This window comes from Enterobacter sp. 148H3, assembly GCF_034107425.1.
In the GTDB taxonomy this organism is placed as follows: Bacteria; Pseudomonadota; Gammaproteobacteria; order Enterobacterales; family Enterobacteriaceae; genus Enterobacter; species Enterobacter vonholyi.
On record NZ_JAWNEI010000007.1, the window covers coordinates 1 to 25,183 of the forward strand.

Below are 25,183 nucleotides of genomic sequence, written 5' to 3' on the forward strand. Positions count from 1 at the left end.
TAGCGCGGTGGTCCCACCTGACCCCATGCCGAACTCAGAAGTGAAACGCCGTAGCGCCGATGGTAGTGTGGGGTCTCCCCATGTGAGAGTAGGGAACTGCCAGGCATCAAATTAAGTAGTAAGCCGGTGCATAAATCCGGTGATTACAGCAGTCTTCGGTGGAGCGGTAGTTCAGTCGGTTAGAATACCTGCCTGTCACGCAGGGGGTCGCGGGTTCGAGTCCCGTCCGTTCCGCCACTTATTAAAAGCCCTGAGCTAACGCTCAGGGCTTTTTTCTTATCTGATATTTAATTATTGCGAAATCAGCAAAAATCCTCTGCGTTTTACGATCTTTTTCTCCATAAAACCGCCAGCGATAATCGTCCTCAGTTTACGAACATAACCATTGAGGAATAGTATGACTCTCCCTGCATTTGGTCTGGGCACCTTCCGCCTGAAAGACGACGTAGTTATCGCATCAGTTAAAACCGCTCTTGAACTTGGCTATCGCGCAATTGATACGGCACAGATCTATGAAAACGAAGCTGCCGTTGGACAAGCTCTCGAAGAGAGTGGTGTACCGCGTAATGAGCTGTTCATTACCACGAAAATCTGGATTGAGAATCTCAGCAAAGACACGCTGATCCCAAGCCTGAAAGAGAGCCTGAAAAAACTGCGTACTGACTACGTGGATTTGACGCTGATCCACTGGCCATCGCCGAACGATGCCGTCTCCGTGGAAGATTTCATGCAGGCGCTGCTGGAAGCGAAAAAGCAGGGATTAACCCGCGAAATTGGGATCTCCAACTTCACGATCCCGCTGATGGAAAAAGCTATTGCTGCTGTTGGCGCTGAAAATATTGCGACCAACCAGATTGAGCTGTCTCCGTACCTGCAAAATCGTAAAGTCGTGGACTGGGCAAAACAGCACGGGATCCATATCACCTCATACATGACGCTGGCCTACGGTAAGGCGCTGAAAGATGAAGTGATTACGCGTATCGCTGAGAAACATAACGCGACTGCCGCGCAGGTCATTCTGGCATGGGCAATGGGTGAAGGTTATGCCGTGATCCCATCATCAACTAAGCGTGAAAACCTGGCCAGCAACCTGTTAGCAATGGATCTTCATCTGGATGCTGACGATAAAAAAGCGATTGCCGCGCTGGAGTGCAACGATCGTCTGGTCAGCCCGGAAGGTTTAGCTCCTGACTGGGATTAAGTTTGACCCGCCCTCTGTAACCTGAACCCTCACACAGCTCCTCCGGGAGCTGTTTTTATATGTTCACTCAGAAAATCAATAAAGGCACGAATGCGCGTACTCACCGCTCTGTCACTGTAATACACCGCGCTAAAAGGCATTTCGACCGGCAGGCGTTTATCGGCCATCAATTCCACCAGCTCACCTCGGGCAATCTCCTTATCAATCATATAGTCTGACAAGCAGGCGATACCATTGCCTTCAAGGCACAGCTGCTTCAGCGTTTCCCCGCTGTTAGATGACAATCCGCTCGTAATTTCATGAAGTTGACCATCATGACAGGCTACAGGCCAGGTGTTCAGCGATACCGGCTCCGTAAAGCCCAGGCACAGATGCTGCTTCAGTTCTTCAACCGTCTCCGGTTTACCATGTTCAGCAATATACTGTGGCGACGCGATAATTTTACGGTAGCTGGCAAACAGAGGGCGGGCACGCAAGCTTGAATCGGTCAGCGTTCCCGCCCGAATAGCCACATCCACTTTACGCTCGATGAGGTTAATAAACGTCTCTGAGGAGACGAGAGAAAGCGTCATCTCCGGATAGCGTTCGCGGAAAGGTTTGATCAGCGGCATCAGAAAGTGAAGCACTACCGGCGTGGCTGCATCAATGCGCAGCAATCCGCGCGGCGTGCTGCGGGTCTCCATTATCTCGGTCTCCGCTGCGGCCATCTCCTGCAGTACCGACTGCACGCGGCGAAAATAACGCTCTCCTTCTTCCGTCAGGCTCAGCTGTCGCGTCGTTCGGTTGAGCAAACTCACTCCAAGCTTCATCTCCAGTTTTTTTACCGAACGGCTGATGGCTGAGTTAGCCTGTCCCAGCTGTTCGGCCGCGCGGCTAAAGCTGCCGCTTTCAACGACGGCGACAAAGATTGTCAGCTCTTCCGATGTAGCTTTCATTGTTGCACCACCTGCAAAATTCTATTGAGATTTTGACCATTTTTGTTATTTAAGCACTGGCGCATACTGCCTGTCATCTTAATCCTGATGATACGGAGTATTTTATGCCACTGGCGCTACTTGCCCTGACGATCAGTGCCTTTGCAATTGGCACGACCGAATTTGTTATCGTGGGACTGGTTCCCACTATTGCTAACCAGCTTGCGATCTCGTTACCCTCTGCCGGGCTGTTGGTGTCTATCTACGCTCTGGGCGTCGCCGTCGGAGCACCAGTGCTGACGGCACTGACCGGGCGTTTTCCGCGTAAGCAGCTGTTAGTCGCGCTGATGGTGCTGTTCACCGCCGGCAACATTCTGGCCTGGCAGGCACCGGACTACACCACGCTGGTGATTGCCCGTCTGTTGACCGGCCTTGCGCACGGGGTGTTCTTCTCGATTGGTTCCACTATTGCAACCAGCCTGGTACCCAAAGAGAAAGCGGCCTCCGCCATTGCGATCATGTTTGGTGGACTGACCGTTGCACTCGTTACGGGCGTACCGCTGGGAACGTTCATCGGACAACACTTCGGCTGGCGTGAAACGTTTCTGGCCGTCTCCTTACTGGGGGTCATCGCCCTGGTGGCCAGCCTGCTGCTGGTGCCGTCGAATATTCCAGGCCGGGCGAGCGCCAGCCTGCGCGATCAGCTGAAGGTGCTTACGCATCCGCGTTTGCTGATCATCTACGCGGTAACTGCATTGGGTTATGGCGGCGTATTCACCGCTTTCACCTTCCTGGCGCCGATGATGCAGGATCTGGCTGGCTTCTCCCCCAATGCCGTAAGCTGGATTTTGCTGGGATACGGTATTTCCGTTGCCATTGGCAATATCTGGGGCGGCAAGCTTGCGGATAAGCATGGCGCGGTACCTGCGCTGAAATTTATCTTCGCCGCGCTGGTTGTTCTGTTGATAATTTTCCAGTTCACCGCTTCGATACACTACGCCGCGCTGGTCACGGTTCTGGTCATGGGGATCTTCGCCTTTGGCAACGTGCCCGGGCTTCAGGTCTACGTTGTACAGAAAGCCGAGCTTTATACGCCTAATGCAGTGGATGTGGCTTCCGGCCTGAATATTGCCGCTTTTAATATTGGTATCGCGCTGGGCTCCATCGTTGGTGGGCAAACCGTCGAACACTTCGGATTAACCCAGACCCCGTGGATTGGAGCGGTGATTGTTCTGGTGGCCTTCCTGCTGATTGGCCTGAGTGGGCGCCTTGATAAACCTGCTCGCGTCGCGCTGGGTTAATATAAGTAAGCGCTTGCTTACAAAACTGGAAAGCGGTTTCTCAGAAATTGCGTTGAAAGTATGACCTAAAGTCCCTATAACATTAGAACCAGTCCGTTTTCCGGGCTGGTTCATGTTACAGAGGCTGTTTCCAAAAGTGCGAAAAAATACCTATGCCATGCGTTATGTTGCCGGAATGCCCGCGGAGAGGATCTTGCCTCCGGGGTCATTTGCGAGCATAAGCCAGGCATTACCCGCCGGTACACCGTTAAGTAGCGATGAGAAAATCCGCGTACTGGTGTGGAATATTTTTAAGCAGCAGCGTGCCGAATGGTTATCGGTACTCAAGAATTTTGGAAAAGATGCCCACCTGGTTCTGCTCCAGGAGGCGCAAACCACCCCGGAGCTGGTACGGTTTGCCACCACGAACTATCTTGCCGCCGACCAGGTGCCTGCGTTTGTCCTGCCGCAACATCCCTCAGGTGTGATGACACTTTCAGCAGCACATCCGGTCTATTGCTGTCCTCTGCGGGAACGCGAGCCTATCCTGCGTCTGGCGAAATCGGCGCTGGTGACGGTCTATCCGCTGCCGGATACCCGAATGCTGATGGTTGTGAATATCCATGCGGTAAATTTCAGCCTGGGCGTGGATGTCTACAGTAAGCAGTTACTTCCGATCGGCGATCAGATTGCCCATCACAGCGGGCCCATCATTATGGCCGGTGATTTCAATGCCTGGAGCCGTCCGCGCATGAATGCGCTCTATCGCTTTGCGCGCGAAATGTCGTTGCGTGAAGTTCGTTTTAGCGATGACCAGCGCAAAAAAGCCTTTGGTCGTCCTCTCGATTTTGTCTTCTATCGTGGTTTGAGCGTGCACGATGCCTCTGTTCTGGTGACTCGCGCCTCGGATCATAATCCTCTACTAGTCGAATTCAGTCCCGGCAAACCTGATAAATAATGGTGTGTCAGGTCTGCCGTGGGGCAGGCCTGCGCGGGTGCTGCCCTTTATTTTTCACTCACAAAGGACAGTACGATGACAACAACACACTCCCATCATGACAACGTAGAAAAACAGTTTGGTTCTCAGGCAAATGCCTATCTGAGCAGCGCCGTGCACGCTTCAGGTCGCGATCTGGTGCGTCTCGGTGAACGTCTGTCTGCGTTCCCGCAGGCGCACGTTCTGGATTTAGGCTGCGGGGCTGGGCATGCCAGCTTTACGGCTGCGCAGCAGGTGGCGCACGTTACCGCGTATGACTTATCCAGCCAGATGCTGGACGTTGTTGCCGAGGCGGCGAAAGCGAAGGGGCTGAACAACATCAATACGCGCCAGGGCTATGCCGAATCCTTACCGTTTGATGATGCGTCGTTTGAGGTGGTTATCAGCCGTTATTCCGCGCACCACTGGCATGATGTCGGCCAGGCATTACGCGAGGTCAAACGCGTTCTGAAGCCGGGCGGAACATTCATCATTATGGATGTGATGTCACCTGGACATCCGGTGCGCAATATCTGGCTGCAAACGGTAGAAGCGCTGCGCGATACTTCGCACGTGCAAAATTACTCCAGCGGAGAGTGGTTGTCGCTTATAACTGAAGCGGGGCTGATCGCGCGCGCGTTGATTACCGATCGCTTACCGCTGGAGTTCAGTTCCTGGATCGCTCGTATGCGCACTCCGGAAGCATTAAGCCAGGCGATCAGGCTGTATCAGGAGAGTGCATCCGCGGAGGTAAAGGCGTACTTTGAACTGCAGAACGATGGTTCATTCACCAGCGATACCATCATGGGTGAAGCGCAAAAAGCGGGATAAACAAAAAAGGCACCGAGGGGAATCGGTGCCTTTTTATCTTTCGATCGTGCTATCAGGAGTCTGGCGTAGCGCTGTTCTTCACAAACAGCGTCAGCTGGTCGCCAGGTTTCAGATTGTCAGTATCATTGTTCCAGCGCATCACATCCTTGATGTTTACGCCGTGTCGTTTTGCGATACTGGACAATGAATCGCCCTTGCGCACGCGATAGGTAATACTATCGCTGTTGCTGGCGAGACGCTGCGCGCTGCTACCTGCACCTACCGTCAGAGTCTGACCCACTTTCAGGCCGGAGCTGCGCAGATTATTCCACTGCTGCAGATCTTTCGCATTCACGCCAAGACGTGACGCAATGCCCGAAAGCGTATCACCTGAACGAACCTTATAGCTACGGGTGTTGACTGATGAAGCATCCGCGATCAGCGTTGACTGAACGGCGGCGATTTCACCAGAAGCTAAAGACTCACGTAACTGGTCAGCATGTTTCTGCGGAACCATTACATACTGCGGGCCACTTGCCCCCAGGGTTGAGCCTTTAACGCCAGCATTAAAGGTTTTCAATTTACTTACCGACATACCCGTCATATCAGCAACCTGTTTAATATCAACTGGATTGCTGAGGCGAACACGCGCCAGTGCACGACTTTCGTCTGGTGTTGGCAGTTGTACACCGTAACGCTTGCTGTTCTTGAGAATATCGCTCAAAGCCAGCATTTTCGGTACGTAAATCTTTGTTTCCTGTGGCAGTGAGAGCGACCAAAAATCGGTGGATTTACCCCGTGCTTTATTCGCTTTCATTGCCTTCAGTACACGACCTTCGCCACTATTATACGCTGCGACCGTTAACAGCCAGTCGCCGTCAAACATCTTGTTCAGACGTTGCATCATGTCGAGAGCGGCTGTCGTTGAAGCGACAACATCACGACGCGCATCATAGTTGCGGGTCTGTTTCAGACCATAGTTTCGCCCTGTGCTCGGAATGATCTGCCAAATGCCCGCGGCATTGGCGCCAGACGTCGCGTGTGGGTCAAAAGCGCTCTCCACTATGGGTAGGAGTACCAGCTCCATAGGCATGTTACGTTTCTTAACTTGCCCGGCTATCCAGTACATATACGGCTCTGCCCGTAACGTTACATCGTGGAGATAGCTCTTATTACTTAAATACTTCTGTTTCTGTTCGCGAATCCGGGTATTTTCCGGAATTCCCATCTTTAGCTCGTCGCCGATAGAGGTCCACAAGTCTTGATCCTGCGCGAAAGATGTTCCATCGTCCATCCAGCGCGCCGAACTTGCAAACTTCCCTGCTTCCCCTTGACCAGCTGCAGAAAGGCTCTGTGCGTGCTGTTGTACGTTGCTGCCATTCTGTGACTGGCAACCTACAAGCAGGACAGAGGCGAGTAATATCGCTTTTGCCTTCATGTGTGTGTCAATAGTTGCTTAAAAGACGAGCGATGATAACGGCGAAATTTTGAAAAGGCAACCCGCAATTATCTGAAGTTATCTTTCTTTGACCTTAACCATGCAAATCGCTGTTCTGGTTGTTGCAAATTTGTTTCTTGGTTAATTTTATTAATTAAATCAATATCATCCGTTCGTAAAAATAAATTAATTTGGCGCTCGTTTTTCAGAATTACGGGGAGTGTTTTTTGGTTTTTTGCACGTAACTCCTTCACTTTGTGATAATAATCCTTAATCGCCCGATCCTCAGGCAACAGGCTGACGGAAAACTTCATATTTCCTAATGTATACTCATGAGCGCAACAAATAACGGTGTCATCGGGCAATGCGTTAATCTTCTGTAAAGACTGGTACATTTGCGCTGGCGTGCCTTCAAACAGTCTTCCGCAGCCTCCGGAGAACAGGGTGTCGCCGCAAAAAAGATAAGGCTTACTGTAGAAACACAGATGTCCCAAAGTGTGACCCGGTGTAGCAAATACGGAAAACTCCCACTCACGTATGAGGATATTTTCGCCTTCTTCGACTACATGCGTGATTCCTTTATCTTGTGCTTCTGCCGGTCCGTAAACCACAAGATGCGGAAAATGAGCGTGCAGTTCAGGCACGCCGCCAGTGTGATCGTTATGATGATGCGTCAACAGAATGGCTTCTGGCTGCCAGTCGTTCTCTTTTATTGCGCGCAGAACAGGGGCCGATTCTCCGGGATCGACAATGACACATCGACGATCGTCGTCAACCAAAACCCAGATGTAATTGTCCTGAAACGCTGGAATACTGATAAGATTCATACATTACCTCTTATAGCGTGGCGGGTGTTTTGATGAAACCGGCAAGGATACCTCAGACTGTCGCAGCACCGGAACGTTGGGCGGAATTGCCCTGGGGTGAATATTATCGCGAAGCGTTAGAACAACAGCTGAAGCCCTGGCTCGCGAAAATGTATGGCTTTCACCTGCTTAAGATTGGCAATCTCAGCGCGGAAATCAATACCGAAAGCTGCGCTATCTCGCATCAGGTCAACGTCTCTCTCGGCGGATCGCCGGTTCAGGTAAAAGCAGATCCGTTGCATCTGCCATTTGCGGAAAAATCCGTTGATGCGTGTTTACTCGCTCACACGCTGCCCTGGTGCAGCGATCCGCATCGTCTGCTTCGTGAAGCCGATCGCGTGCTTATTGATGACGGCTGGCTGGTACTTAGCGGATTCAATCCGTTAAGCCTGATGGGGCTGCGTAAGCTGGTGCCGGTGCTACGCAGGAATCCACCTTACAACAGCCGGATGTTCACCATGATGCGCCAGCTCGACTGGCTTTCACTGCTGAACTTTGAAGTGCTCTGCTACGGTGGTTTTCAGGTGCTGCCCTGGGCGCGTCAGGGTGGCGTGGTGCTGAGCACCCATCTCCCCGCCCTGGGCTGTTTGCAGTTTATCGTCGCGCGTAAGCGAACCATTCCGCTTACGCTTAACCCCATGAAGCAGAGCAAATCGAAAACGCCCATCCGCCAGACCGTCGGCGCGACGCGGCAGTACAAAAAAACCGATTAGACGTCGGGCTGATAGCCTGCATCTTCATGTGCAGGATTGGATGCCGCAGCACGCGCCAGTTCGTCGCAGCGTTCGTTTTCCGGGTGGCCTGCGTGGCCTTTAACCCACTCCCATTTAATCTGGTGCTGACCCAGCGCAGCATCAAGACGTTTCCAGAGATCGACGTTCTTGACCGGTTTTTTATCGGCGGTTTTCCAGCCGCGTTTTTTCCAGTTATGGATCCATTGGGTGATCCCCTGACGCACGTACTGACTGTCGGTACTTAACACCACGTCACAATGTTCTTTTAATGCCTCCAGCGCCACGATGGCCGCCATCAACTCCATCCGGTTGTTGGTGGTCAGAAAATAGCCTTCACTAAAGGTTTTTTCGTGCTGGCGATAGCGCATAATCGCGCCGTAGCCGCCGGGCCCTGGGTTACCGAGACAAGATCCATCGGTGAAAATTTCTACCTGTTTACGCATCTCTGGTAGACTTCCTGTATTCGAAACGTTCAGTTAAACGATAAGTCTGACATAAATGACCGCTATGAGCACTGCAATTACTCGCCAGATCGTCCTCGATACCGAAACCACCGGTATGAACCAGATCGGCGCGCACTACGAAGGGCATAAGATCATCGAGATCGGCGCCGTTGAAGTGGTGAACCGTCGTCTAACGGGGAACAACTTCCACGTTTACCTCAAGCCCGATCGGCTGGTGGACCCCGAAGCGTTCGGCGTTCACGGGATTGCCGATGAGTTCTTGCTGGATAAGCCGACGTTTGCGGATGTGGCTGACGAGTTCCTGGAATACATCAAGGGCGCTGAGCTTGTCATCCATAACGCCTCGTTCGATATCGGCTTTATGGACTATGAATTCAGCAAGCTTAATCGTGATATCCCGAAGACGAACACCTTCTGTAAGGTAACAGACAGTCTGGCGCTGGCAAGGAAGATGTTCCCCGGCAAGCGTAACAGCCTGGATGCACTCTGCTCACGCTACGAGATAGACAATACCAAGCGAACGCTCCACGGGGCGTTGCTCGATGCCCAGATCCTGGCCGATGTCTATCTGACGATGACCGGCGGGCAGACGTCAATGAAGTTCAGTATGGAAAATGAGTCGCAGCAGACGCAGGGCGAAGCGGGCATTCAGCGTGTTGTTCGTCAGGCCAGTCGGTTGCGGGTTGTTTTAGCCAGTGATGAAGAGCTGCTTAACCACGAATCCCGTCTTGATCTGGTGCAGAAGAAGGGCGGCAGCTGTCTGTGGCGTGCCTGAAAAAGCGCCGGAATGCCTGTAAAATCATCGGTTGGGCGATTTTTGCAGCAAACGATTCAAAACGCGAGAAAAAGCGTTGACGAGATCGGAGGCGCACCGTAATATGCGCCTCGTTCCCCAAACGGGAACAGTGGAGCGGTAGTTCAGTCGGTTAGAATACCTGCCTGTCACGCAGGGGGTCGCGGGTTCGAGTCCCGTCCGTTCCGCCACTATTCAGAAGGCCTGAATCAGAAATGATTCAGGCCTTCGTCGTTTCAGCGTTCTGTAATCTCATCCTCTCTCTTGTCGTTAACAAAAAGTTAATGTCTATAGTGCAATTAATTAACAATTGCACAGGTGTAGTGCGTTATTTGCACTGTTGTTGTGCATTTTGCCACCACGCCTCTCTTCAGACCTCATTCAGAATGTGTCTTTCTGTAAAAATAATTCACGCAGAATCATTTGGTTATCTCCCGCTTGCCAAAAAAATACCGAACCAATTACGTATTGGTTTGGTTATTGCTTAATCATTAGCACGATAAGCGTCATTCCATATCAATAACTTATCGTTAATAAAAATAAAGTCATGATGAAAGCGAGCGAACCAATATGGAAAAACCGTCACGGTTTCTGGCCAATTCCAGCACCGCGCTTGAGCAGTTGCGCGGGCTTATCAACCAGCACGAGTCAACACCAGGCATACCGCTGCCCACGGAACGTGAGCTGTCGGACACACTCGGCGTAGGACGACGTGAAGTGCGTCGTGCGCTGGATGTGCTGGAAGAAGAGGGGCGCATCTGGCGTAAGCAGGGCAAAGGGACCTTTATTGGCCCGGCGGCACCTGTTGAACCGCTGGCCCTTCAGGGATTGGTTCAGCAGACCAACCTTCTGGAAGTGATGGAAGCTCGTCTACAGCTCGAACCCGGCTTAGCCCGGCTTGCGGCACTGCGTGCCACCAGGGAAAACCTCGCGCTTATGCAGCGCATGCTGGAACGCATCGACAAGGTCAGCCCGGACGACCGCGATCTTAACGAACTCTGGGATAGCGCCTTTCACCGGGCTATTGCCGAGGCTGCGGGCAACCGCCTGATGCTCGGCCTGTTTGATGCCATTGATGCCGTTCGGCGCGAACCGGGCTGGCAGCATCTGCGTGAATTAGCCCGCACGCCCGAACGTGTCGACAGCTATAACGACCACCACCATAAGATCATGTCTGCGATTATCCATCGCCAGCCTAATGAAGCCGCGGCCGCCATGCGCGAACACCTGCTCAACCTGCAAACCGCCCTGATTCAGGCGATCCACCTCGAGGACGACTTCACGCCATGACGACTATACCTTTTAAGGACGCAACGCCCGTATTGCGAGTGCAAAACCTCAACGTTACGTTTGCTGGCTCGCCGGTTAGCGTGCTTGACGGTATCTCGCTGACCGTCAGGGCGGGCGAAACGCTGGCGCTGGTGGGGGAGTCCGGCTGCGGGAAAAGTATTACCTCACTGGCGCTGATGGGGTTATTGCCTGCCAGCGCACAGATCGTCAGCGGGGAGATGCTGTTTCGCCGCCACGATCTGCGCAAGCTCTCGCCGCGGGAATATGCCGACCTGCGCGGCAGCGAGCTGGCGATGGTTTTTCAGGAGCCGATGACCTCGCTCAATCCGGCATTTACGCTGGGGGATCAGCTGAGCGAAGCGGTTATGCGACACCAGAACGTCTCGCGCGCAGAGGCGATGAAGGTCGCGCTGCAGATCCTCGATAAAGTGCAGATCCCGGCGGCAGAGATGCGCCTCAAGGCTTATCCTCACCAGCTTTCCGGCGGCATGCGCCAGCGGGTGATGATTGCAATGGCGCTGATTAACCACCCCAAACTGCTGATTGCCGACGAACCGACCACTGCGCTCGACGTCACCATCCAGGCGCAAATCCTCGCCTTGCTCAACACCTTAAAAGAAGAAACCGGCACGGCGGTACTGATGATCACCCACGATTTGGGCGTGGTGGCAGAAGTCGCCCAGCAGGTAGCGGTGATGTATGCCGGACAGGTAGTGGAGCAGGGAAGCGTGGAGGCGATATTTGCCGATCCGCAGCACCCTTACACCATCGGCCTGATGGGCTCGATTCCCTCCGTTGGCGCACGCAAGGGCCAGCTCTCCACCATTCCCGGCGCGGTCCCGCTCCCGGAATCCATGCCGCAAGGCTGCCGTTTTGCGACGCGCTGCCCGTTTGCGCAGTCGCGCTGCCATGATGAAAAACCGCAGCTCACCACGCTCGGCGCGGGCCATCGGGTCGCCTGCTTCCGCGTGCCGCTCGAACATCACATTGCCCTTGGAGAGACCGCATGACCACGCCCATACTTGAAGCCCGTGATCTCAGCAAGCTTTTCCCAGGCCCCAAAAAGCTCTTTACTCCGGCACGGTTTGTCACGGCGGTCGATCGCGTGTCGCTTGCCGTCATGCCGGGCGAAACGTTGGCAATTGTCGGCGAGTCCGGCTCCGGAAAATCCACGCTTGGCCGTCTGCTGCTGCGCCTGCTGGCCGCCAGCGGAGGGCGCGTATTTTATCAGGGGGAAGAGATCACCCACGCCTCGGGCGCGCGCCTCAATCAGCTCCGCCGCGAGCTGCAGATCATCTTTCAGGATCCCTTCGCGTCCCTGAACCCACGCATGACGGTGGAGCAGATCGTCGGTGAGCCGCTGTGGCTGCACCAGAATATGAAGAAAGCGGACCGTCAGTACCGCGTCGCCGAACTGCTTAAGACCGTAGGCTTGCCTGCCGCCTGGGCCGGGCGCTATCCGCACGAGTTTTCCGGCGGGCAACGCCAGCGTATCGGCATTGCGCGCGCGCTGGCCTCGGGACCGAAGCTGCTGCTGGGGGATGAGCCGGTTTCCGCGCTGGACGTCTCCGTCCAGGCGCAGGTGGTTAACCTGCTGGAGAGCCTGAAGAACCAGCTGGGGCTGACGATGGTGATTGTCGCCCACGGTCTGGCGGTGATCCGCCACATGAGCGATCGCGTGGCGGTCATGTATCTCGGGCAAATCGTCGAGCTTGCCACCGTTGACGAGATTTTTGACGCGCCGCTGCACCCCTATACTCAGGCGCTGATCGCCTCGGCGCCGCAGATGCAGCCGGGCACTGAACGCGACGCACCGCTGCTGCAGGGGGATCTGCCCAACCCGGCCAGCCCGCCGTCCGGCTGTCGTTTCCACACCCGCTGCCCGTACGGCACCGACGAATGCCGCCAGGTTGAGCCGATCAATCAGGTGCTCGACGGTGGACGTCAGGTTGCCTGCCACCGCTGGCAGGAGATCAACCGCGATCGCAGCGTTATTCAGATCGCACCGCCATCCGCCGCTTTTCTGCGCCGCCGCGCGCTGTTTGAACACGCGGTTACCCACTCGTCCCCTCCTTCAAGGAACTCATGATAATGACAATCCGTAATTCTCTTTTGACCGTACTGGGAAGCGTTATGTTGCTTGGCGCGGCGCTGCCCGCCCATTCTGAAAGCGTGCTTCGTATTGGCCTCGGGGCAGACCCGGACATGCTCGACCCGCATCTGGCGCGTACCTACTATGGCCGCTTCGTCTTTGCCTCCCTGTGCGACAGGCTGGTGGACGTGGATGAAAACCTGAAGGTCGTCCCCGGTCTGGCCAAAGACTGGGCGTGGAGTGACGATGGTAAAACCCTGACGCTCAATCTGCGCGAAGGCGTCACCTTCCACGACGGTGAGAAATTCGATGCTGCCGCGGCAAAATACAACCTCGACCGCGCCCTGACCTTAAAAGGCTCTCTGCGTAAAAGCGAGATCTCCTCCGTTGAATCGGTAGAAGTCACCGGCCCGATGCAGATTGCGCTGCACCTGAAAACGCTTGATGCCGCGCTGCTGATGCAGCTCACCGACCGCGCGGGCGCGATGATGGCCCCTGAGGCGGCGAAAAAGCCTGACTTTGCCGCCCATCCTGTCTGTTCTGGCCCGTATAAATTCGACAGCCGCGTGTCCCAGGACCGCATCGTTTTGAGCCGCTTCGACAACTACTGGAACAAAGACGCCTACCACTTCGACAAAATTATCTATCTGCCGATCCCTGATGCCTCCGTGCGTCTGGCGAACCTGCGCGCGGGGGATCTCGACCTGACCGAAGGCATCGCCGCCAGCGACGTGAAAACCGTCGAAGCCGACAGCAAGCTGGCGCTGGCGAAGGTAACTGGCCTGGGCTATCAGGGCATTACCTTCAACATCAACAACGGCAAGGTGCCGGCCAACGACCCGTTCAAAGATGCCCGCGTGCGCGAGGCCTTCTCGCAGGCTATCGACCGCGATGCGTTAAACCAGGTGGTCTTTGAAGGACTGTATACGCCAGCCAACCAGGCGTTTTCGACGGTCAGCCCGTATCACGTTAACCTGCCGGTCCCGCCACGTGACGTCGACAAGGCCAAAGCGCTGCTGAAAGCGGCAGGCATTACCGCGCCGCTAAACGTCAACCTGCTGGTGCCGAACAACCCAACCTCACAGCAGGTGGGGCAGGTGCTGCAGGCGATGGTCGCCGAGGCGGGCTTTAATCTGAACCTGCAGATGACCGAATTCGCCACGCTGCTCGACCGCCAGCAGAGCGGGGATTATCAGCTGAGCTTCTCCGGCTGGTCGGGACGCCCGGATCCGGACGGCAGCATCTACGGCTTTATCAACAGCAAAGGCACGCTTAACGATGGCCGCTACAGCAACGCCCAGGTCGATGAGTGGCTGATCCAGGCGCGCCAGAGCACCGACCAGGCCGCACGCCAGCCGCTGTACGACAAGGTGGTGAAGCAGCTGCAAACGGATATGCCGATTGCCTACCTCTACTTCGAGCCGCGCATTTTCGGTCTGAACAAAAGCGTGCAGGGCTTTAAGCCATACCCGGACGGCATCGTGCGTCTGGCGGGTTTGACGCTGGCGAAATAAACGTCCTGAGGAGAACCCATGCTGGAACTGATTTGCAAACGTCTGCTGCTGGCTATTCCGACGCTATTGCTGGTGAGCATGATGGTATTCGGGCTGCAAAAGCTGCTGCCCGGTGATCCGCTGATTGCTATGGCCGGCGAGGAGCGCGACCCTGCTGTCATCGCTCAGCTGCGTGCGGAGCTGAACCTCGATGCGCCGATCCCCGTGCAGTATTTCCACTGGCTGACGCGGGCGCTGCAGGGCGATCTGGGCGTCTCCTTACGTACGCATGAACCGGTGACGCAGCTGATCGCCAGCAAGCTGCCGGTCACGCTGGAGCTGTCGCTGCTGGCGATGATTATCGCGCTGGTGTTTGGCATCAGCATGGGGATCCTCGCGGCGGTGAACAAAAACAGCTGGGTCGATCACGGGGCGAACTTCGTGGCGATCTCGGGGATCTCGATCCCGCACTTCTGGCTGGGGATCCTGCTGATTCTGGTCTTTTCGGTAAACCTGCAGTGGCTCCCCGCGTCCGGCTATGTGCCGTTCAGTGAAGATCCGCTCCAGAACCTGCGCACGCTGCTGCTCCCCGCATCCGTGCTCGGAACGGGTCTCGCGGCAACGCTGATGCGCCACACCCGCGCCTCGATGATTGCCGTGCTGAAGGCGGACTATATCCGCACCGCGCGGGCGAAAGGGCTACTGCCGAAAGCGGTGATCCTGAAGCACGCCTTTCGCAACGCGCTGGTGCCGGTAATCACCCTCACCACGCTGCTGTTCGGCGAGCTGCTGGGCGGCGCGGTGCTGACCGAGCAGGTTTTCACCATTCCGGGCTTCGGCAAGATGATCGTTGACTCGGTTTTCAACCGTGACTACGCGGTGGTGCAGGGCGTGGTGCTGATTGTGGCAATCGGCTTCCTGATGCTCAACCTGCTGGCGGACGTGCTCTACGTCCTTATCAATCCGAAAATGCGAGGGTAACCATGGCGGAACTGACGACGCAAACCGTTGTGCCCGCGCTGCCGCGGGCGCAAAACCGGGTGCTGAAGAAATTCCTCGGCAATAAAAGCGCGGTGATCGGTGCGGTGGTGGTGGGTTTCTTTGTGCTGGTGGCGCTGCTGGCGCCGTGGATCGCCCCGTTCGATCCGGTTAAAGCTAACTTCCTGGCGGTGCGCAAAGCGCCGTCGGCTATGTACTGGTTCGGCACCGACGAGCTGGGGCGCGACATTCTATCCCGCATTATCTGGGGGGCTCGCACCTCGCTGATGGCGGGCTGTATGTCGGTCGTTATCGCGGTGGTTATCGGCGTGCCGCTAGGGTTGGTGGCGGGCTACTTCCAGAAGATGTGGGACGGCGTGATCTCGCGGTTTATCGAGGCGCTGCTGGCGTGTCCGTTCCTGATCATGGCGATCGCGCTGGGGGCGTTTTTGGGCCCGAGCCTGACGAACGCCATGATCGCCATCGGTCTTTCGGCGATGCCGATCTTCGCCCGCCTTACGCGCGGTCAGGTGATCGCTATTCGCAACGAAGAGTATATCGACGGCGCGCGGGCGATTGGCCTGCCGGATCGCTGGATCATCATCAAATACGTCCTGCCCAACGTGATGTCGCCGATCCTGGTGCAGGCCACGCTGGCGATTGCCTCAGCGATTATCGCCGAAGCCAGCCTGTCGTTTTTAGGGCTGGGGCAGCAGCCACCCAATCCGTCCTGGGGGTCCATGCTCAACACCGCGAAAGGTTTCCTTGAGCAGGCGCCGTGGATGTCCGTTTTCCCCGGCGTGGCGATTTTCCTTGCCGTGCAGGGCTTTAATTTACTTGGCGACGGGCTGCGCGATGCGCTCGATCCGCGCCACGACTAAGGAGTCATGATGACCAAAGCGCTTGATTTTACGTCCGGTTACGCTTCACGCCGCCCGCCGATGATGGGCCATAATGCTGTTGCCACGTCGCAACCCCTGGCGGCGCAGGCGGGGATGAAGATGCTGCAGCTGGGCGGCAACGCCGTTGATGCGGCCATTGCCACCGCGATGGCGCTGACAGTAGTAGAGCCGACTGGTAACGGGATCGGCAGCGACGCCTTTGCCATCGTCTGGGACGGCGAAAAGCTGCACGGCCTGAACGCGTCCGGTCGTTCGCCTGCGAGCTGGCATGCGGATCTGTTTGCCGGTAAAACCGCGGTGCCGGAAATCGGCTGGGACGCGGTGACCGTGCCGGGGGCGGTATCCGGCTGGGTCGCGCTGGCGGAACGCTTCGGCACGCTGCCGCTGACCACGCTGGCGCAGCCCGCCATTGACTACGCGCGCAACGGTTTCCCGGTTTCCCCGCTGATTGGCCATCTCTGGCAGCGCGGCTATAGCAAGCTGAAAGATCAGCCGGGCTTCAGCGCCTGCTTCGCGCCGGAAGGCCGCGCCCCGCGCGTGGGGAAAATCTTCCGTAACCCGGCGCAGGCGAACTCGCTGGAGCTGATCGCCCGCACCAACGGCGAAGCCTTTTACCGCGGCGAGCTGGCGCAGAAAATTGCTGCCTTCGCCAAAGAACATGGCGCGCACCTGACGGCTGAGGATCTGGCGAGCCATCGCGTGGACTGGGTAGAACTGCTATCGCGCGACTTCGCGGGCGGTTCGGTGCAGGAGCTCCCGCCTAACGGCCAGGGGATCGCCACGCTGATTGCGCTCGGCATTCTTGAGCAGTGCGGCATTGAGAAGCATCATCCGGATTCCGTGCAGTCCCTGCACCTGTCCATTGAGGCGATGAAGCTGGCGCTGGCGGATCTCGACCGCTACGTGGCGGATGAAGACCATATGGCGTTCGCGGCGAAAGAGCTGCTGAGCGACCATTATCTGAAGTCACGCGCGGCGCTTATCGATCATGACAAGGCGTCCGATTTTGTCTACGGTTCCCCGACCCAGAGCGGCACGGTCTACATCAGCAGCGCGGACGCCAGCGGAATGATGGTCTCGTTTATTCAGTCCAACTATATGGGCTTTGGATCAGGCATCGTGGTGCCTGACACCGGCATCAGCCTGCAAAACCGGGGCTGTGGTTTTTCGCTTGATCCCAGTCACCCGAACGCGCTGGCGGGCAGCAAGCGCCCGTTCCACACCATCATTCCGGGCTTTGCGATGGACGGCAACGGCCAGCCGCTGATGTCCTTCGGCGTTATGGGCGGCCCGATGCAGGCGCAGGGACACATGCAGATGGCGCTGCGCATTATGCTGCACGGGCAAAACCCGCAGGCAGCAATCGACGCCCCGCGTTGGCGAGTGGTGCAGGGCAGGGAGGTGATCGTTGAATCGACGTTCGATCGCAACACGATTGCCGCCCTGCGCGAGCGCGGACATCAGATCGTGGTGGAAGATCCGCTTCAGGATTACAACTTCGGTGGCGCGCAGGTAATTTACCGCCTGCCGGAAGGGCACTACGTGGCCGCGACGGAAAGCCGCAAGGACGGGCAGGCGCTGGTGAGTTAATATTTTATCCTCCCTCTCCCTTTGGGAGAGGGGCGGGGTGAGGGGATAATTTCACTCAATGCTAAACGGATCCGCATCCTGCCACGCCGGGAACTTCTCCCGATACTCCTTCAGCGCCGTCAACGACAGTTCGGCATCAATGCGCGTTGCCTGGTGCGGCTCGGCGGTGGCGATGATCTCGCCCTGCGGGTTCACCACCCGGCTGTCGCCGCGATAGTGATGCCCGTTGCCGTCCGTCCCCACGCGGTTGCAGCCCACCACGTACGCCTGGTTCTCAATCGCGCGCGCCACCAGAAGCGACTGCCAGTGCAGGGAGCGCGGTGCAGGCCAGTTGGCAACATACAGCGCCAGGTCGTAATCGTTGCGGTTACGCGACCACACCGGGAAACGCAGGTCGTAGCAGACCAGCGGCAAAATACGCCAGCCGCGCCATTCAAACACCACGCGCTCGTTACCGGCTTCATAGTGATGATGCTCATCCGCCATGCGGAACAGGTGGCGTTTATCGTAGAAATGCACTTTCCCTTCCGGCTCCACCAGCAGGAAGCGGTTCACCGGCCCGCGTTCGGTCTGCAGAGCGGCGCTTCCGGCAATCAGCGCGTTGGTCTGCTGCGCTTTGGCATGCATCCAGGCGACCACCTCATCCTGAGGCATTGACTGTTTTGCCGCTTCCATGGCGAAGCCGGTGGTGAACATTTCCGGCAGGACAATCACATCACGCCCGGTAATGCCTTCCAGTTGACGATCAAAGTGGCGCAGGTTGGCGGGGCCATCCATCCACACTAAAGGTTGCTGCAAAATAGAAATCTTCAGACCAGGCACAATTCAGACTCCTCAAACGACCACTTTTTGACACTGTAGCACGACATAACGAGAAAATGTGGCAATAAAAAACCCCGCGCGAGGCGGGGTTTGTATAAGCGAAACGCGTTATGCCGCTTCAGGTTTGCGGTGCTTCTCCGGCAGCTTTACCGGCTGCGTCGCCAGTTCGTCCGGTTCGAAATCATCCACGTTAATGCTGCGCAGACGGCTCTCTTCGGCTTTCACCAGCAGAGCGGCTTCATCTTTATTGATAATACCGCCTGCGAGTGCCTGTTTTGCCAGTTCGTCCAGACGAGTAAACGGCAGGTTTTTGCCCAACTGTTTACAGATCTTCTGATGAATCGGGTCGGCAGCCATCACGTCCAGCAGCGCCTCTTCCAGCAGACCCACCGGGTTATGCTGCGTCGGTGCCAGATACTGACCGCGACCGATGCGGGAGCGGGTTGCGCTCGGAACCTGTAGGATCTTCGCAACCTTGTGGTCCAGCTTGTCGGACGGCGCCAGATGGTGACGACCGGTCGGGAAGATCACCGCGCGCAGGGCACCCGCCACGAAGCGGTTCGGGAAGTTTGCCAGCAGATCGTCAATCGCCTGTTCAGCCTGATACATCGCATCCTGAACGCCCCAGTGTACCAGCGGCAGATCCGCTTCCTGACGGCCTTCATCGTCGTAGCGCTTCAGGACCGCCGAGGCCAGGAAGATCTGGCTCAACACATCGCCCAGACGGGCAGAGATACGCTCGCGACGCTTCAGGCTGCCGCCCAGCACCGCCATGGAGACGTCAGACAGCAGGGCCAGGTTGGCGCTCAGACGGTTCAGATGCTGGTAATAACGTTTGGTTGCATCGCCGGTTGGCGTGGCGCTGGTAAGACCGCGCGTCAGGCCCAGCCAGAAGCTACGTACCTTGTTGCTGCCCACGTGACCGATATGTTTGAACAGCAGCTTATCGAAGGCATCCACGTCGTTGTTCTGCGCAGCGGCCATCTCTTCCAGCACGTACGGATGGCAGCGAATTGCGCCCTGACCGAAGATCATCATGCTGCGGGTCAGGATGTTTGCCCCTTCCACGGTGATGGCAATCGGTGCGCCCTGATAGCCGCGCGCCAGGAAGTTGCCTTCGCCGAGCATAATGCCTTTACCGCCAGCAATATCCATCGCATCAATGATCGACTGCTGCGCGCGGTGGGTACAGTGGTACTTCACAATGGCGGACAGCACGGCCGGTTTCTCGCCCAGCATAATGCCGTAGGTAATCAGCGTGGCGGCGGCGTCCATCACGTAGGCGTTGCCCGCGATACGCGCCAGCGGCTCTTCGATACCTTCCATCTTGCCGATGGAAATTTTGAACTGACGGCGGATGTGGGCGTAGGCACCAATCCCCATCGCCACAGACTTCAGACCGCCGGTTGAGTTCGACGGCAGGGTAATGCCGCGACCCACAGACAGACATTCTACCAGCATACGCCAGCCCTGACCGGCCATTTTCGGACCACCGATGATGTAGTCAATCGGTACAAAGATATCCTGGCCGCGTGTCGGACCGTTCTGGAACGGTACGTTCAGCGGGAAGTGACGACGACCAATTTCAACGCCTGGGGTAGAGGTTGGGATCAGCGCACAGGTAATGCCCAGATCTTCTTCGCCGCCCAGCAGTCTTTCCGGATCAGAGAGCTTAAAGGCCAGACCCAGCACGGTGGCGATAGGCGCCAGGGTGATATAACGTTTGTTCCAGGTCAGGCGCATGCCGAGTACCTGCTCGCCCTGCCACTCGCCCATGCAGACCACGCCGGTATCCGGGATCGCGCCCGCATCGGAGCCCGCTTCCGGGCTGGTCAGCGCGAAGCAAGGGATTTCCTGACCGCGTGCCAGACGCGGCAGGTAGTGATCTTTCTGCTCTTCAGTACCGTAATGCTGCAGCAGTTCGCCCGGGCCTAAGGAGTTAGGCACGCCAACGGTAATCGCCAGGATCCCGGAGACGCCCGCCAGCTTTTGCAGGACGCGGGCCTGAGCGTAGGCGGAGAACTCCAGGCCGCCGTACTCTTTCTTGATGATCATCGCGAAGAAGCGATGCTCTTTCAGGTACGCCCACAGTTCCGGCGGCAGGTCGGCCATTTCATGGGTGATGGCAAAGTCGTTCGCCATACGGCACGCTTCTTCCACCGGGCCGTCAATAAAGGCCTGTTCTTCAGCGGTCAGGCGCGGCTGCGGATAGTTATGCAGCTTTTTCCAGTCCGGGTTGCCCTGGAACAGATCGCCTTCCCACCAGGTGGTGCCTGCGTCAATCGCTTCTTTCTCGGTACGCGACATTGGCGGCATCACTTTGCGGAAGCCTTTGAACACCGGCGCAGAGATCATTGATTTACGCATCGGGGCAAAGTTAAACGGCAGAAGAATGATGGCAAGAGGGACTAAAAGCCAGATATTCCAGAGGCCTGAGACGCCAAGCGCAGCAGTCCAGGCCAGAAGAATCAGGCTGCTCAGGAATAAACTCACACGGTGATAGAACAACACACCGAGCAGAACAACGGTTGCGAGAATGCTCAAAATCATCATAAAGAAAAGCTCCCTTGCTTGTAGGAGGTCTGACCACTTGTGATGATATGGTTGTAGTTGATGTGAATTCCTTTAGCAATGTGTTTACAAAATAATTACAACCTGGTTCACATTGTTCGTGTTTTAGCCGGCACAAAAAATCAAAACGCCGGACGAATCGCATGGCTTTAGCTTCTCGCTTTTCCCGCTATCCGGTACACTCCACTGTGTTATTTCATCAATACTGAAGGATTATCCTCATGTACCAGGATCTTATTCGTAACGAACTGAACGAAGCGGCGGAAACGCTGGCTAACTTTCTGAAAGATGATGCCAATATTCACGCTATTCAGCGCGCAGCGGTCCTGCTGGCCGACAGCTTCAAAGCGGGTGGCAAAGTGCTCTCCTGCGGTAACGGCGGCTCTCACTGTGACGCGATGCACTTCGCAGAAGAGCTGACCGGACGCTATCGCGAAAACCGTCCAGGCTACCCGGCGATTGCAATTTCCGACGTGAGCCATATCTCCTGCGTGGGCAACGACTTCGGTTACGATCACATCTTCTCCCGCTATGTAGAAGCGGTAGGCCGTGAAGGCGACGTGCTGCTGGGGATTTCGACCTCCGGTAACTCCGGCAACGTGATCAAAGCGATCGCCGCCGCGCGTGAAAAAGGGATGAAAGTCATCACCCTGACAGGTAAAGATGGCGGTAAGATGGACGGTACGGCGGATGTCGAAATTCGCGTTCCGCACTTCGGTTATGCTGACCGCATTCAGGAAATTCACATCAAAGTGATCCACATCCTGATCCAGCTGATCGAAAAAGAGATGGCTAAGTAAGACTTCGCTGGGGGCATTCTTGCCCCCGCTGTTGTGGAGGTGATGTATGTGCGAACTGCTCGGGATGAGCGCGAATGTGCCAACCGATATCTGCTTTAGTTTCACCGGGCTGGTGCAGCGCGGTGGAGGAACCGGGCCGCATAAAGACGGCTGGGGCATCACCTTCTACGAAGGAAAAGGGTGTCGCACGTTCAAAGATCCACAGCCCAGCTTTAATTCACCGATTGCCAAACTGGTACAGGACTACCCGATCAAGTCCCGCTCGGTGATCGCCCACATCCGCCAGGCTAACCGCGGCGAAGTGGCGCTGGAAAATACCCATCCGTTTACCCGCGAGCTGTGGGGCCGTAACTGGACCTATGCGCATAATGGGCAACTCACGGGCTATAAATCGCTGGAGACGGGCAATTTTCGCCCTGTTGGCGAAACGGACAGCGAAAAAGCCTTCTGCTGGCTGCTGCACAAGCTGACGGAGCGCTATCCCCGCACGCCCGGCAACATGACTGCCGTGTTCAAATATATCGCGACGCTGGCAACTGAACTGCGTGAAAAAGGCGTGTTCAACATGCTGCTCTCTGACGGCCGCTATGTGATGGCGTTCTGCTCGACGAATCTGTTCTGGATCACCCGCCGTGCGCCGTTTGGCGTTGCGACGCTTCTCGATCAGGATGTGGAGATAGATTTTCAGAAGGAGACCACACCGAACGATGTGGTCACTGTTATCGCAACGCAGCCGCTGACGGGCAACGAAACCTGGCAAAAGATTATGCCAGGCGAGTGGGTGCTATTTTGTCTCGGGGACCGTGTAATTTGACGCCAGCTGTGGATGGACGACTTCGTGGCTCAGCGGTTTGCTGACCACGTAACGGCCATCTACGATAGAGACCACCGGCGGCTTGTGGGTCTGCTCAAAATAGTCGTACCCTGGCTTCAGCTGTTTCCAGAAATCCGCGTAGTAAGAATATTTGTGACGCGCCATGTTGGCGTCCGTCATGCGGAACGGATAGATGCTGACCTGAACGTTAGGCTGCCCAAAGACCAGCGCGCCCGTCACGAACTGGAAAATCTCATCAATGCCGGAGTCGGTCATCGCATAACAGCCGATAGACACGCAGGCACCGTGGATCATCAGATATTTACCTTCATAACCGTGTGCACGGTCATAGGCATTCGGGAAGCCGATGTTAATGGCTTTATAGAAGCGGCTGTCAGGCTTGAGCTGGCTGCGCTGAACGTTGTAGAACCCTTCCGGACTTTTGAAATCGCCCTGACGCTGTTTTGGCCCCAGTCCGCCGGAGTAGTTACAAATTTTGTAACTATCAAGCAGCTGATATGTCTCGCCCATCTTCACAAACAGATCGAGAGTGCGTTCTTCCTTGAAGATTTGAATATAAACCGGCGATCCCATTAACTGCTGTTTATATTCCTTGCTGACCGGCGTCGTTGAGCTATTACTGCTGAGCAGTCCGGCAAACGACATGCACGGAATCAGAAGCATCGCAATGAACAATGCGATTTTACGCATACTACTAGTTCCTTGATAAAACCATGACCAACTTGCCAGGACGGCAAAAGAGACCCGAAATCAGATTATTCTGTTAGGAGCGCTCACATTAGCACCGCTATAGATTTTCGCAAGAGCCGGGCGGTGAGTTTACAAATTAGTTTTACTTAATAAACCATCAAAATTGCGATGGTTCCAGAAACTTTGCGCATTAGCTCGCAATTTGGCGCGCGCAATGGCGGATACCCTGCCCGCGGAAAGGGGAAAATGTTACACTTTGCGCCCACTGGATTGTTGTTCATGGAAACCTGCTAACCACATGTTTAAAATAAAAAAAGGACTTGATCTGCCGATTGCAGGCGTGCCCGCGCAGCACGTTTCGACAGGCGCAAGCGTCCGTCATGTCGCCATTTTGGGCGACGACTATCTGGGAATGCGCCCTTCAATGCTGGTACAGGAGGGCGATCGCGTGATCAAAGGACAGGCGCTCTTCGAGGACAAAAAAAATCCCGGCGTGATGTTCACGGCCCCCACGAGCGGCACCGTTGTGGCCATCAACCGTGGCGAACGGCGCGTTCTGCAGTCGGTGGTTATCCGCATTGAAGGCGATGAAAAGCGTGAGTTTCCCCATTATGACGCCGCAGAACTCGCTGCGCTGAACCGTGACGCCGTTCAGGCTCAGCTTCTGGCGTCCGGTTTATGGACCGCGCTTCGTACGCGTCCCTTCAGCAAATCCCCTGTTCCGGGCACGGAACCGGCCGCGATTTTCGTCACGGCAATCGACACCAACCCGCTCAGCGTGGATCCGCAGCCGGTTATTCTGGCGCAGCGCAAAGCCTTTGATGCCGGACTGACCGTTTTAACCCGCCTGACTTCGGGGAAAGTCCACGTTTGCCAGGCCGGCGGCGGCAAGCTTGGTGGGCATCCGCAAGGGCAGGTCACGTTTAATGAGTTTGCTGGCCCGCATCCGGCGGGGCTGGTCGGGACGCACATCCATTTCCTTGAGCCAGTAAGCCTGACGAAACAGGTCTGGCACCTTAATTATCAGGACGTCATCGCCATCGGTAAGCTTTTCACCACTGGTGAACTCTGCGCTGAACGGATAATCGCCATCGGTGGACCGCAGGCTGCAAACCCGCGCCTGGTGAAGACGTTGCTGGGGGCAGACATAAATGAACTGCTGGTGGGAGAAATGAAAGAGGGTGAAAACCGCCTGATTTCCGGTTCGGTCCTCAGCGGACGCCATGCTGTCAATACGCACGCGTATCTGGGACGTTTCCATCTGCAGGTCAGCATTGTGCAGGAAGGGCGCGAAAAAGAGCTGTTCGGCTGGGTGCTGCCCGGTGCGGAAAAATACTCCGTCACCCGGACTACGCTGGGCCACTTCTTGCGTAATAAGCTGTTTAGCTTCTCGACCAGCACGCACGGCGGCGAGCGCGCCATGGTCCCGATTGGCAACTACGAGCGCGTCATGCCGCTGGATATTCTGCCTACCATGCTGCTGCGCGATCTGCTCGCTGGGGATACCGATAGCGCGCAGGCGCTGGGCTGTCTGGAACTGGACGAGGAAGATCTGGCGCTCTGTACCTATGTCTGTCCAGGCAAATACGAATATGGACCGGTATTGCGCGAGGTGTTAACCCGCATTGAGCAGGAAGGATAACC

The 25,183-nt window shown here is 56.2% G+C and carries 23 protein-coding genes, 2 tRNA genes and 1 rRNA gene; 19 read left to right on the top strand and 7 right to left on the bottom strand.

All coding sequences use genetic code 11. The annotated features are described in order from the left end of the window. The 3 genes from rrf to dkgB form a co-directional block, all read left to right on the top strand. Positions 1-105 (top strand): 5S ribosomal RNA (rrf, locus tag USH94_RS11685); the annotation flags it as partial. Positions 106-160: 55 nt separating this feature from the next. Further along, positions 161-237, top strand: a tRNA-Asp gene (locus USH94_RS11690). Positions 238-397: 160 nt separating this feature from the next. Continuing rightward, positions 398-1,201: a 2,5-didehydrogluconate reductase DkgB gene (gene dkgB / locus USH94_RS11695; protein WP_111965875.1), complete on the top strand. Its 804-nt coding sequence runs from the start codon at positions 398-400 to the stop codon at positions 1,199-1,201. 29 nt (positions 1,202-1,230) lie between these two features. Here the strand turns inward: dkgB and yafC are convergent, their stop codons facing one another. Then, a complete protein-coding gene (yafC, locus tag USH94_RS11700; RefSeq protein WP_045909864.1) occupies positions 1,231-2,136 on the bottom strand; it encodes a DNA-binding transcriptional regulator YafC in 906 nt (301 codons plus the stop codon). Between the two features lie 104 nt (positions 2,137-2,240). Between yafC and USH94_RS11705 the strand changes: the two genes are divergently transcribed. From USH94_RS11705 to USH94_RS11715, 3 genes are all read left to right on the top strand, one after another. Continuing rightward, positions 2,241-3,416, top strand: a complete 1,176-nt coding sequence (locus tag USH94_RS11705) for an MFS transporter (protein WP_111965874.1) — start codon at positions 2,241-2,243, stop codon at positions 3,414-3,416. A gap of 136 nt (positions 3,417-3,552) precedes the next feature. Further along, positions 3,553-4,353 (top strand): endonuclease/exonuclease/phosphatase family protein, encoded by an 801-nt coding sequence (locus tag USH94_RS11710; protein WP_024909448.1) that lies wholly within the window; start codon positions 3,553-3,555, stop codon positions 4,351-4,353. A gap of 75 nt (positions 4,354-4,428) precedes the next feature. Beyond that, on the top strand, positions 4,429-5,202 hold the full coding sequence (locus USH94_RS11715; protein ID WP_111965873.1) for a class I SAM-dependent methyltransferase: 774 nt from the start codon (positions 4,429-4,431) through the stop codon (positions 5,200-5,202). A 52-nt stretch (positions 5,203-5,254) separates the two neighbouring features. On the opposite strand, the gene mltD is transcribed toward USH94_RS11715, so the two are convergent. Beyond that, complete coding sequence (gene mltD, locus USH94_RS11720; RefSeq protein ID WP_111965872.1) at positions 5,255-6,619, bottom strand: murein transglycosylase D; 1,365 nt, start codon at positions 6,617-6,619, stop codon at positions 5,255-5,257. Between the two features lie 68 nt (positions 6,620-6,687). Further along, positions 6,688-7,446 carry a hydroxyacylglutathione hydrolase gene (gene gloB, locus USH94_RS11725; protein WP_111965871.1) on the bottom strand — a complete coding sequence of 253 codons (759 nt, stop codon included), beginning with the start codon at positions 7,444-7,446 and terminating at the stop codon, positions 6,688-6,690. Between the two features lie 32 nt (positions 7,447-7,478). On the opposite strand from gloB, the gene USH94_RS11730 reads away from it, so the two are divergent. After that, entirely contained in the window at positions 7,479-8,198 is a 720-nt protein-coding gene (locus USH94_RS11730; RefSeq protein ID WP_111965870.1) for a class I SAM-dependent methyltransferase, read from the top strand. On the opposite strand, the gene rnhA is transcribed toward USH94_RS11730, so the two are convergent. Continuing rightward, on the bottom strand, positions 8,195-8,662 hold the full coding sequence (gene rnhA / locus USH94_RS11735) for a ribonuclease HI (RefSeq protein WP_023334599.1): 468 nt from the start codon (positions 8,660-8,662) through the stop codon (positions 8,195-8,197). The genes USH94_RS11730 and rnhA overlap by 4 nt on opposite strands. Before the next feature lie 64 nt (positions 8,663-8,726). On the opposite strand from rnhA, the gene dnaQ reads away from it, so the two are divergent. The 9 genes from dnaQ to USH94_RS11780 all read left to right on the top strand — a co-directional run bounded on the left by dnaQ (position 8,727) and on the right by USH94_RS11780 (position 17,821). Beyond that, positions 8,727-9,458: a DNA polymerase III subunit epsilon gene (gene dnaQ / locus USH94_RS11740; protein WP_048029949.1), complete on the top strand. Its 732-nt coding sequence runs from the start codon at positions 8,727-8,729 to the stop codon at positions 9,456-9,458. A 132-nt stretch (positions 9,459-9,590) separates the two neighbouring features. Beyond that, positions 9,591-9,667 (top strand) — tRNA-Asp (locus tag USH94_RS11745). Between the two features lie 379 nt (positions 9,668-10,046). Then, positions 10,047-10,766, top strand: coding sequence for a FadR/GntR family transcriptional regulator (locus USH94_RS11750; protein ID WP_111965869.1), 720 nt, complete (start codon positions 10,047-10,049; stop codon positions 10,764-10,766). Then, entirely contained in the window at positions 10,763-11,776 is a 1,014-nt protein-coding gene (locus tag USH94_RS11755; RefSeq protein WP_111965868.1) for an ABC transporter ATP-binding protein, read from the top strand. The genes USH94_RS11750 and USH94_RS11755 overlap by 4 nt, the downstream gene beginning before the upstream one ends. After that, positions 11,773-12,855 (top strand): ABC transporter ATP-binding protein, encoded by a 1,083-nt coding sequence (locus tag USH94_RS11760; RefSeq protein WP_111965867.1) that lies wholly within the window; start codon positions 11,773-11,775, stop codon positions 12,853-12,855. The genes USH94_RS11755 and USH94_RS11760 overlap by 4 nt, the downstream gene beginning before the upstream one ends. Before the next feature lie 2 nt (positions 12,856-12,857). Next, on the top strand, positions 12,858-14,372 hold the full coding sequence (locus tag USH94_RS11765) for an ABC transporter substrate-binding protein (RefSeq protein WP_181574055.1): 1,515 nt from the start codon (positions 12,858-12,860) through the stop codon (positions 14,370-14,372). Between the two features lie 18 nt (positions 14,373-14,390). Next, on the top strand, positions 14,391-15,332 hold the full coding sequence (locus USH94_RS11770; RefSeq protein ID WP_023310491.1) for an ABC transporter permease: 942 nt from the start codon (positions 14,391-14,393) through the stop codon (positions 15,330-15,332). Between the two features lie 2 nt (positions 15,333-15,334). Continuing rightward, complete coding sequence (locus USH94_RS11775; RefSeq protein ID WP_111965866.1) at positions 15,335-16,210, top strand: ABC transporter permease; 876 nt, start codon at positions 15,335-15,337, stop codon at positions 16,208-16,210. 9 nt (positions 16,211-16,219) lie between these two features. Further along, positions 16,220-17,821, top strand: a complete 1,602-nt coding sequence (locus USH94_RS11780; RefSeq protein ID WP_111965865.1) for a gamma-glutamyltransferase family protein — start codon at positions 16,220-16,222, stop codon at positions 17,819-17,821. Positions 17,822-17,872: 51 nt separating this feature from the next. Here the strand turns inward: USH94_RS11780 and USH94_RS11785 are convergent, their stop codons facing one another. After that, on the bottom strand, positions 17,873-18,643 hold the full coding sequence (locus USH94_RS11785) for an amidohydrolase (protein ID WP_111965864.1): 771 nt from the start codon (positions 18,641-18,643) through the stop codon (positions 17,873-17,875). 108 nt (positions 18,644-18,751) lie between these two features. Beyond that, complete coding sequence (fadE, locus tag USH94_RS11790; RefSeq protein WP_111965863.1) at positions 18,752-21,196, bottom strand: acyl-CoA dehydrogenase FadE; 2,445 nt, start codon at positions 21,194-21,196, stop codon at positions 18,752-18,754. A gap of 239 nt (positions 21,197-21,435) precedes the next feature. On the opposite strand from fadE, the gene lpcA reads away from it, so the two are divergent. Then, positions 21,436-22,014 carry a D-sedoheptulose 7-phosphate isomerase gene (lpcA, locus tag USH94_RS11795; RefSeq protein WP_021242877.1) on the top strand — a complete coding sequence of 193 codons (579 nt, stop codon included), beginning with the start codon at positions 21,436-21,438 and terminating at the stop codon, positions 22,012-22,014. A gap of 46 nt (positions 22,015-22,060) precedes the next feature. Beyond that, entirely contained in the window at positions 22,061-22,828 is a 768-nt protein-coding gene (locus USH94_RS11800; protein WP_111965862.1) for a class II glutamine amidotransferase, read from the top strand. Here the strand turns inward: USH94_RS11800 and dpaA are convergent. Further along, positions 22,799-23,539, bottom strand: a complete 741-nt coding sequence (gene dpaA / locus USH94_RS11805) for a peptidoglycan meso-diaminopimelic acid protein amidase (RefSeq protein ID WP_111965861.1) — start codon at positions 23,537-23,539, stop codon at positions 22,799-22,801. The genes USH94_RS11800 and dpaA overlap by 30 nt on opposite strands. A gap of 298 nt (positions 23,540-23,837) precedes the next feature. Between dpaA and USH94_RS11810 the strand changes: the two genes are divergently transcribed. Further along, a complete protein-coding gene (locus tag USH94_RS11810) occupies positions 23,838-25,181 on the top strand; it encodes a Na(+)-translocating NADH-quinone reductase subunit A (protein WP_111965860.1) in 1,344 nt (447 codons plus the stop codon). Positions 25,182-25,183: the final 2 nt, after the last annotated feature.

Coding starts and splice junctions, on each gene's coding strand:
- dkgB (WP_111965875.1), top strand. CDS start 398: ATGACTCTCCCTGCATTTGGTCTGGGCACCTTCCGCCTGAAAGACGAC.
- yafC (WP_045909864.1), bottom strand. CDS start 2,136: ATGAAAGCTACATCGGAAGAGCTGACAATCTTTGTCGCCGTCGTTGAA.
- USH94_RS11705 (WP_111965874.1), top strand. CDS start 2,241: ATGCCACTGGCGCTACTTGCCCTGACGATCAGTGCCTTTGCAATTGGC.
- USH94_RS11715 (WP_111965873.1), top strand. CDS start 4,429: ATGACAACAACACACTCCCATCATGACAACGTAGAAAAACAGTTTGGT.
- mltD (WP_111965872.1), bottom strand. CDS start 6,619: ATGAAGGCAAAAGCGATATTACTCGCCTCTGTCCTGCTTGTAGGTTGC.
- gloB (WP_111965871.1), bottom strand. CDS start 7,446: ATGAATCTTATCAGTATTCCAGCGTTTCAGGACAATTACATCTGGGTT.
- USH94_RS11730 (WP_111965870.1), top strand. CDS start 7,479: ATGAAACCGGCAAGGATACCTCAGACTGTCGCAGCACCGGAACGTTGG.
- rnhA (WP_023334599.1), bottom strand. CDS start 8,662: ATGCGTAAACAGGTAGAAATTTTCACCGATGGATCTTGTCTCGGTAAC.
- dnaQ (WP_048029949.1), top strand. CDS start 8,727: ATGAGCACTGCAATTACTCGCCAGATCGTCCTCGATACCGAAACCACC.
- USH94_RS11750 (WP_111965869.1), top strand. CDS start 10,047: ATGGAAAAACCGTCACGGTTTCTGGCCAATTCCAGCACCGCGCTTGAG.
- USH94_RS11755 (WP_111965868.1), top strand. CDS start 10,763: ATGACGACTATACCTTTTAAGGACGCAACGCCCGTATTGCGAGTGCAA.
- USH94_RS11760 (WP_111965867.1), top strand. CDS start 11,773: ATGACCACGCCCATACTTGAAGCCCGTGATCTCAGCAAGCTTTTCCCA.
- USH94_RS11765 (WP_181574055.1), top strand. CDS start 12,858: ATGACAATCCGTAATTCTCTTTTGACCGTACTGGGAAGCGTTATGTTG.
- USH94_RS11770 (WP_023310491.1), top strand. CDS start 14,391: ATGCTGGAACTGATTTGCAAACGTCTGCTGCTGGCTATTCCGACGCTA.
- USH94_RS11775 (WP_111965866.1), top strand. CDS start 15,335: ATGGCGGAACTGACGACGCAAACCGTTGTGCCCGCGCTGCCGCGGGCG.
- USH94_RS11780 (WP_111965865.1), top strand. CDS start 16,220: ATGACCAAAGCGCTTGATTTTACGTCCGGTTACGCTTCACGCCGCCCG.
- fadE (WP_111965863.1), bottom strand. CDS start 21,196: ATGATGATTTTGAGCATTCTCGCAACCGTTGTTCTGCTCGGTGTGTTG.
- lpcA (WP_021242877.1), top strand. CDS start 21,436: ATGTACCAGGATCTTATTCGTAACGAACTGAACGAAGCGGCGGAAACG.
- USH94_RS11800 (WP_111965862.1), top strand. CDS start 22,061: ATGTGCGAACTGCTCGGGATGAGCGCGAATGTGCCAACCGATATCTGC.
- dpaA (WP_111965861.1), bottom strand. CDS start 23,539: ATGCGTAAAATCGCATTGTTCATTGCGATGCTTCTGATTCCGTGCATG.
- USH94_RS11810 (WP_111965860.1), top strand. CDS start 23,838: ATGTTTAAAATAAAAAAAGGACTTGATCTGCCGATTGCAGGCGTGCCC.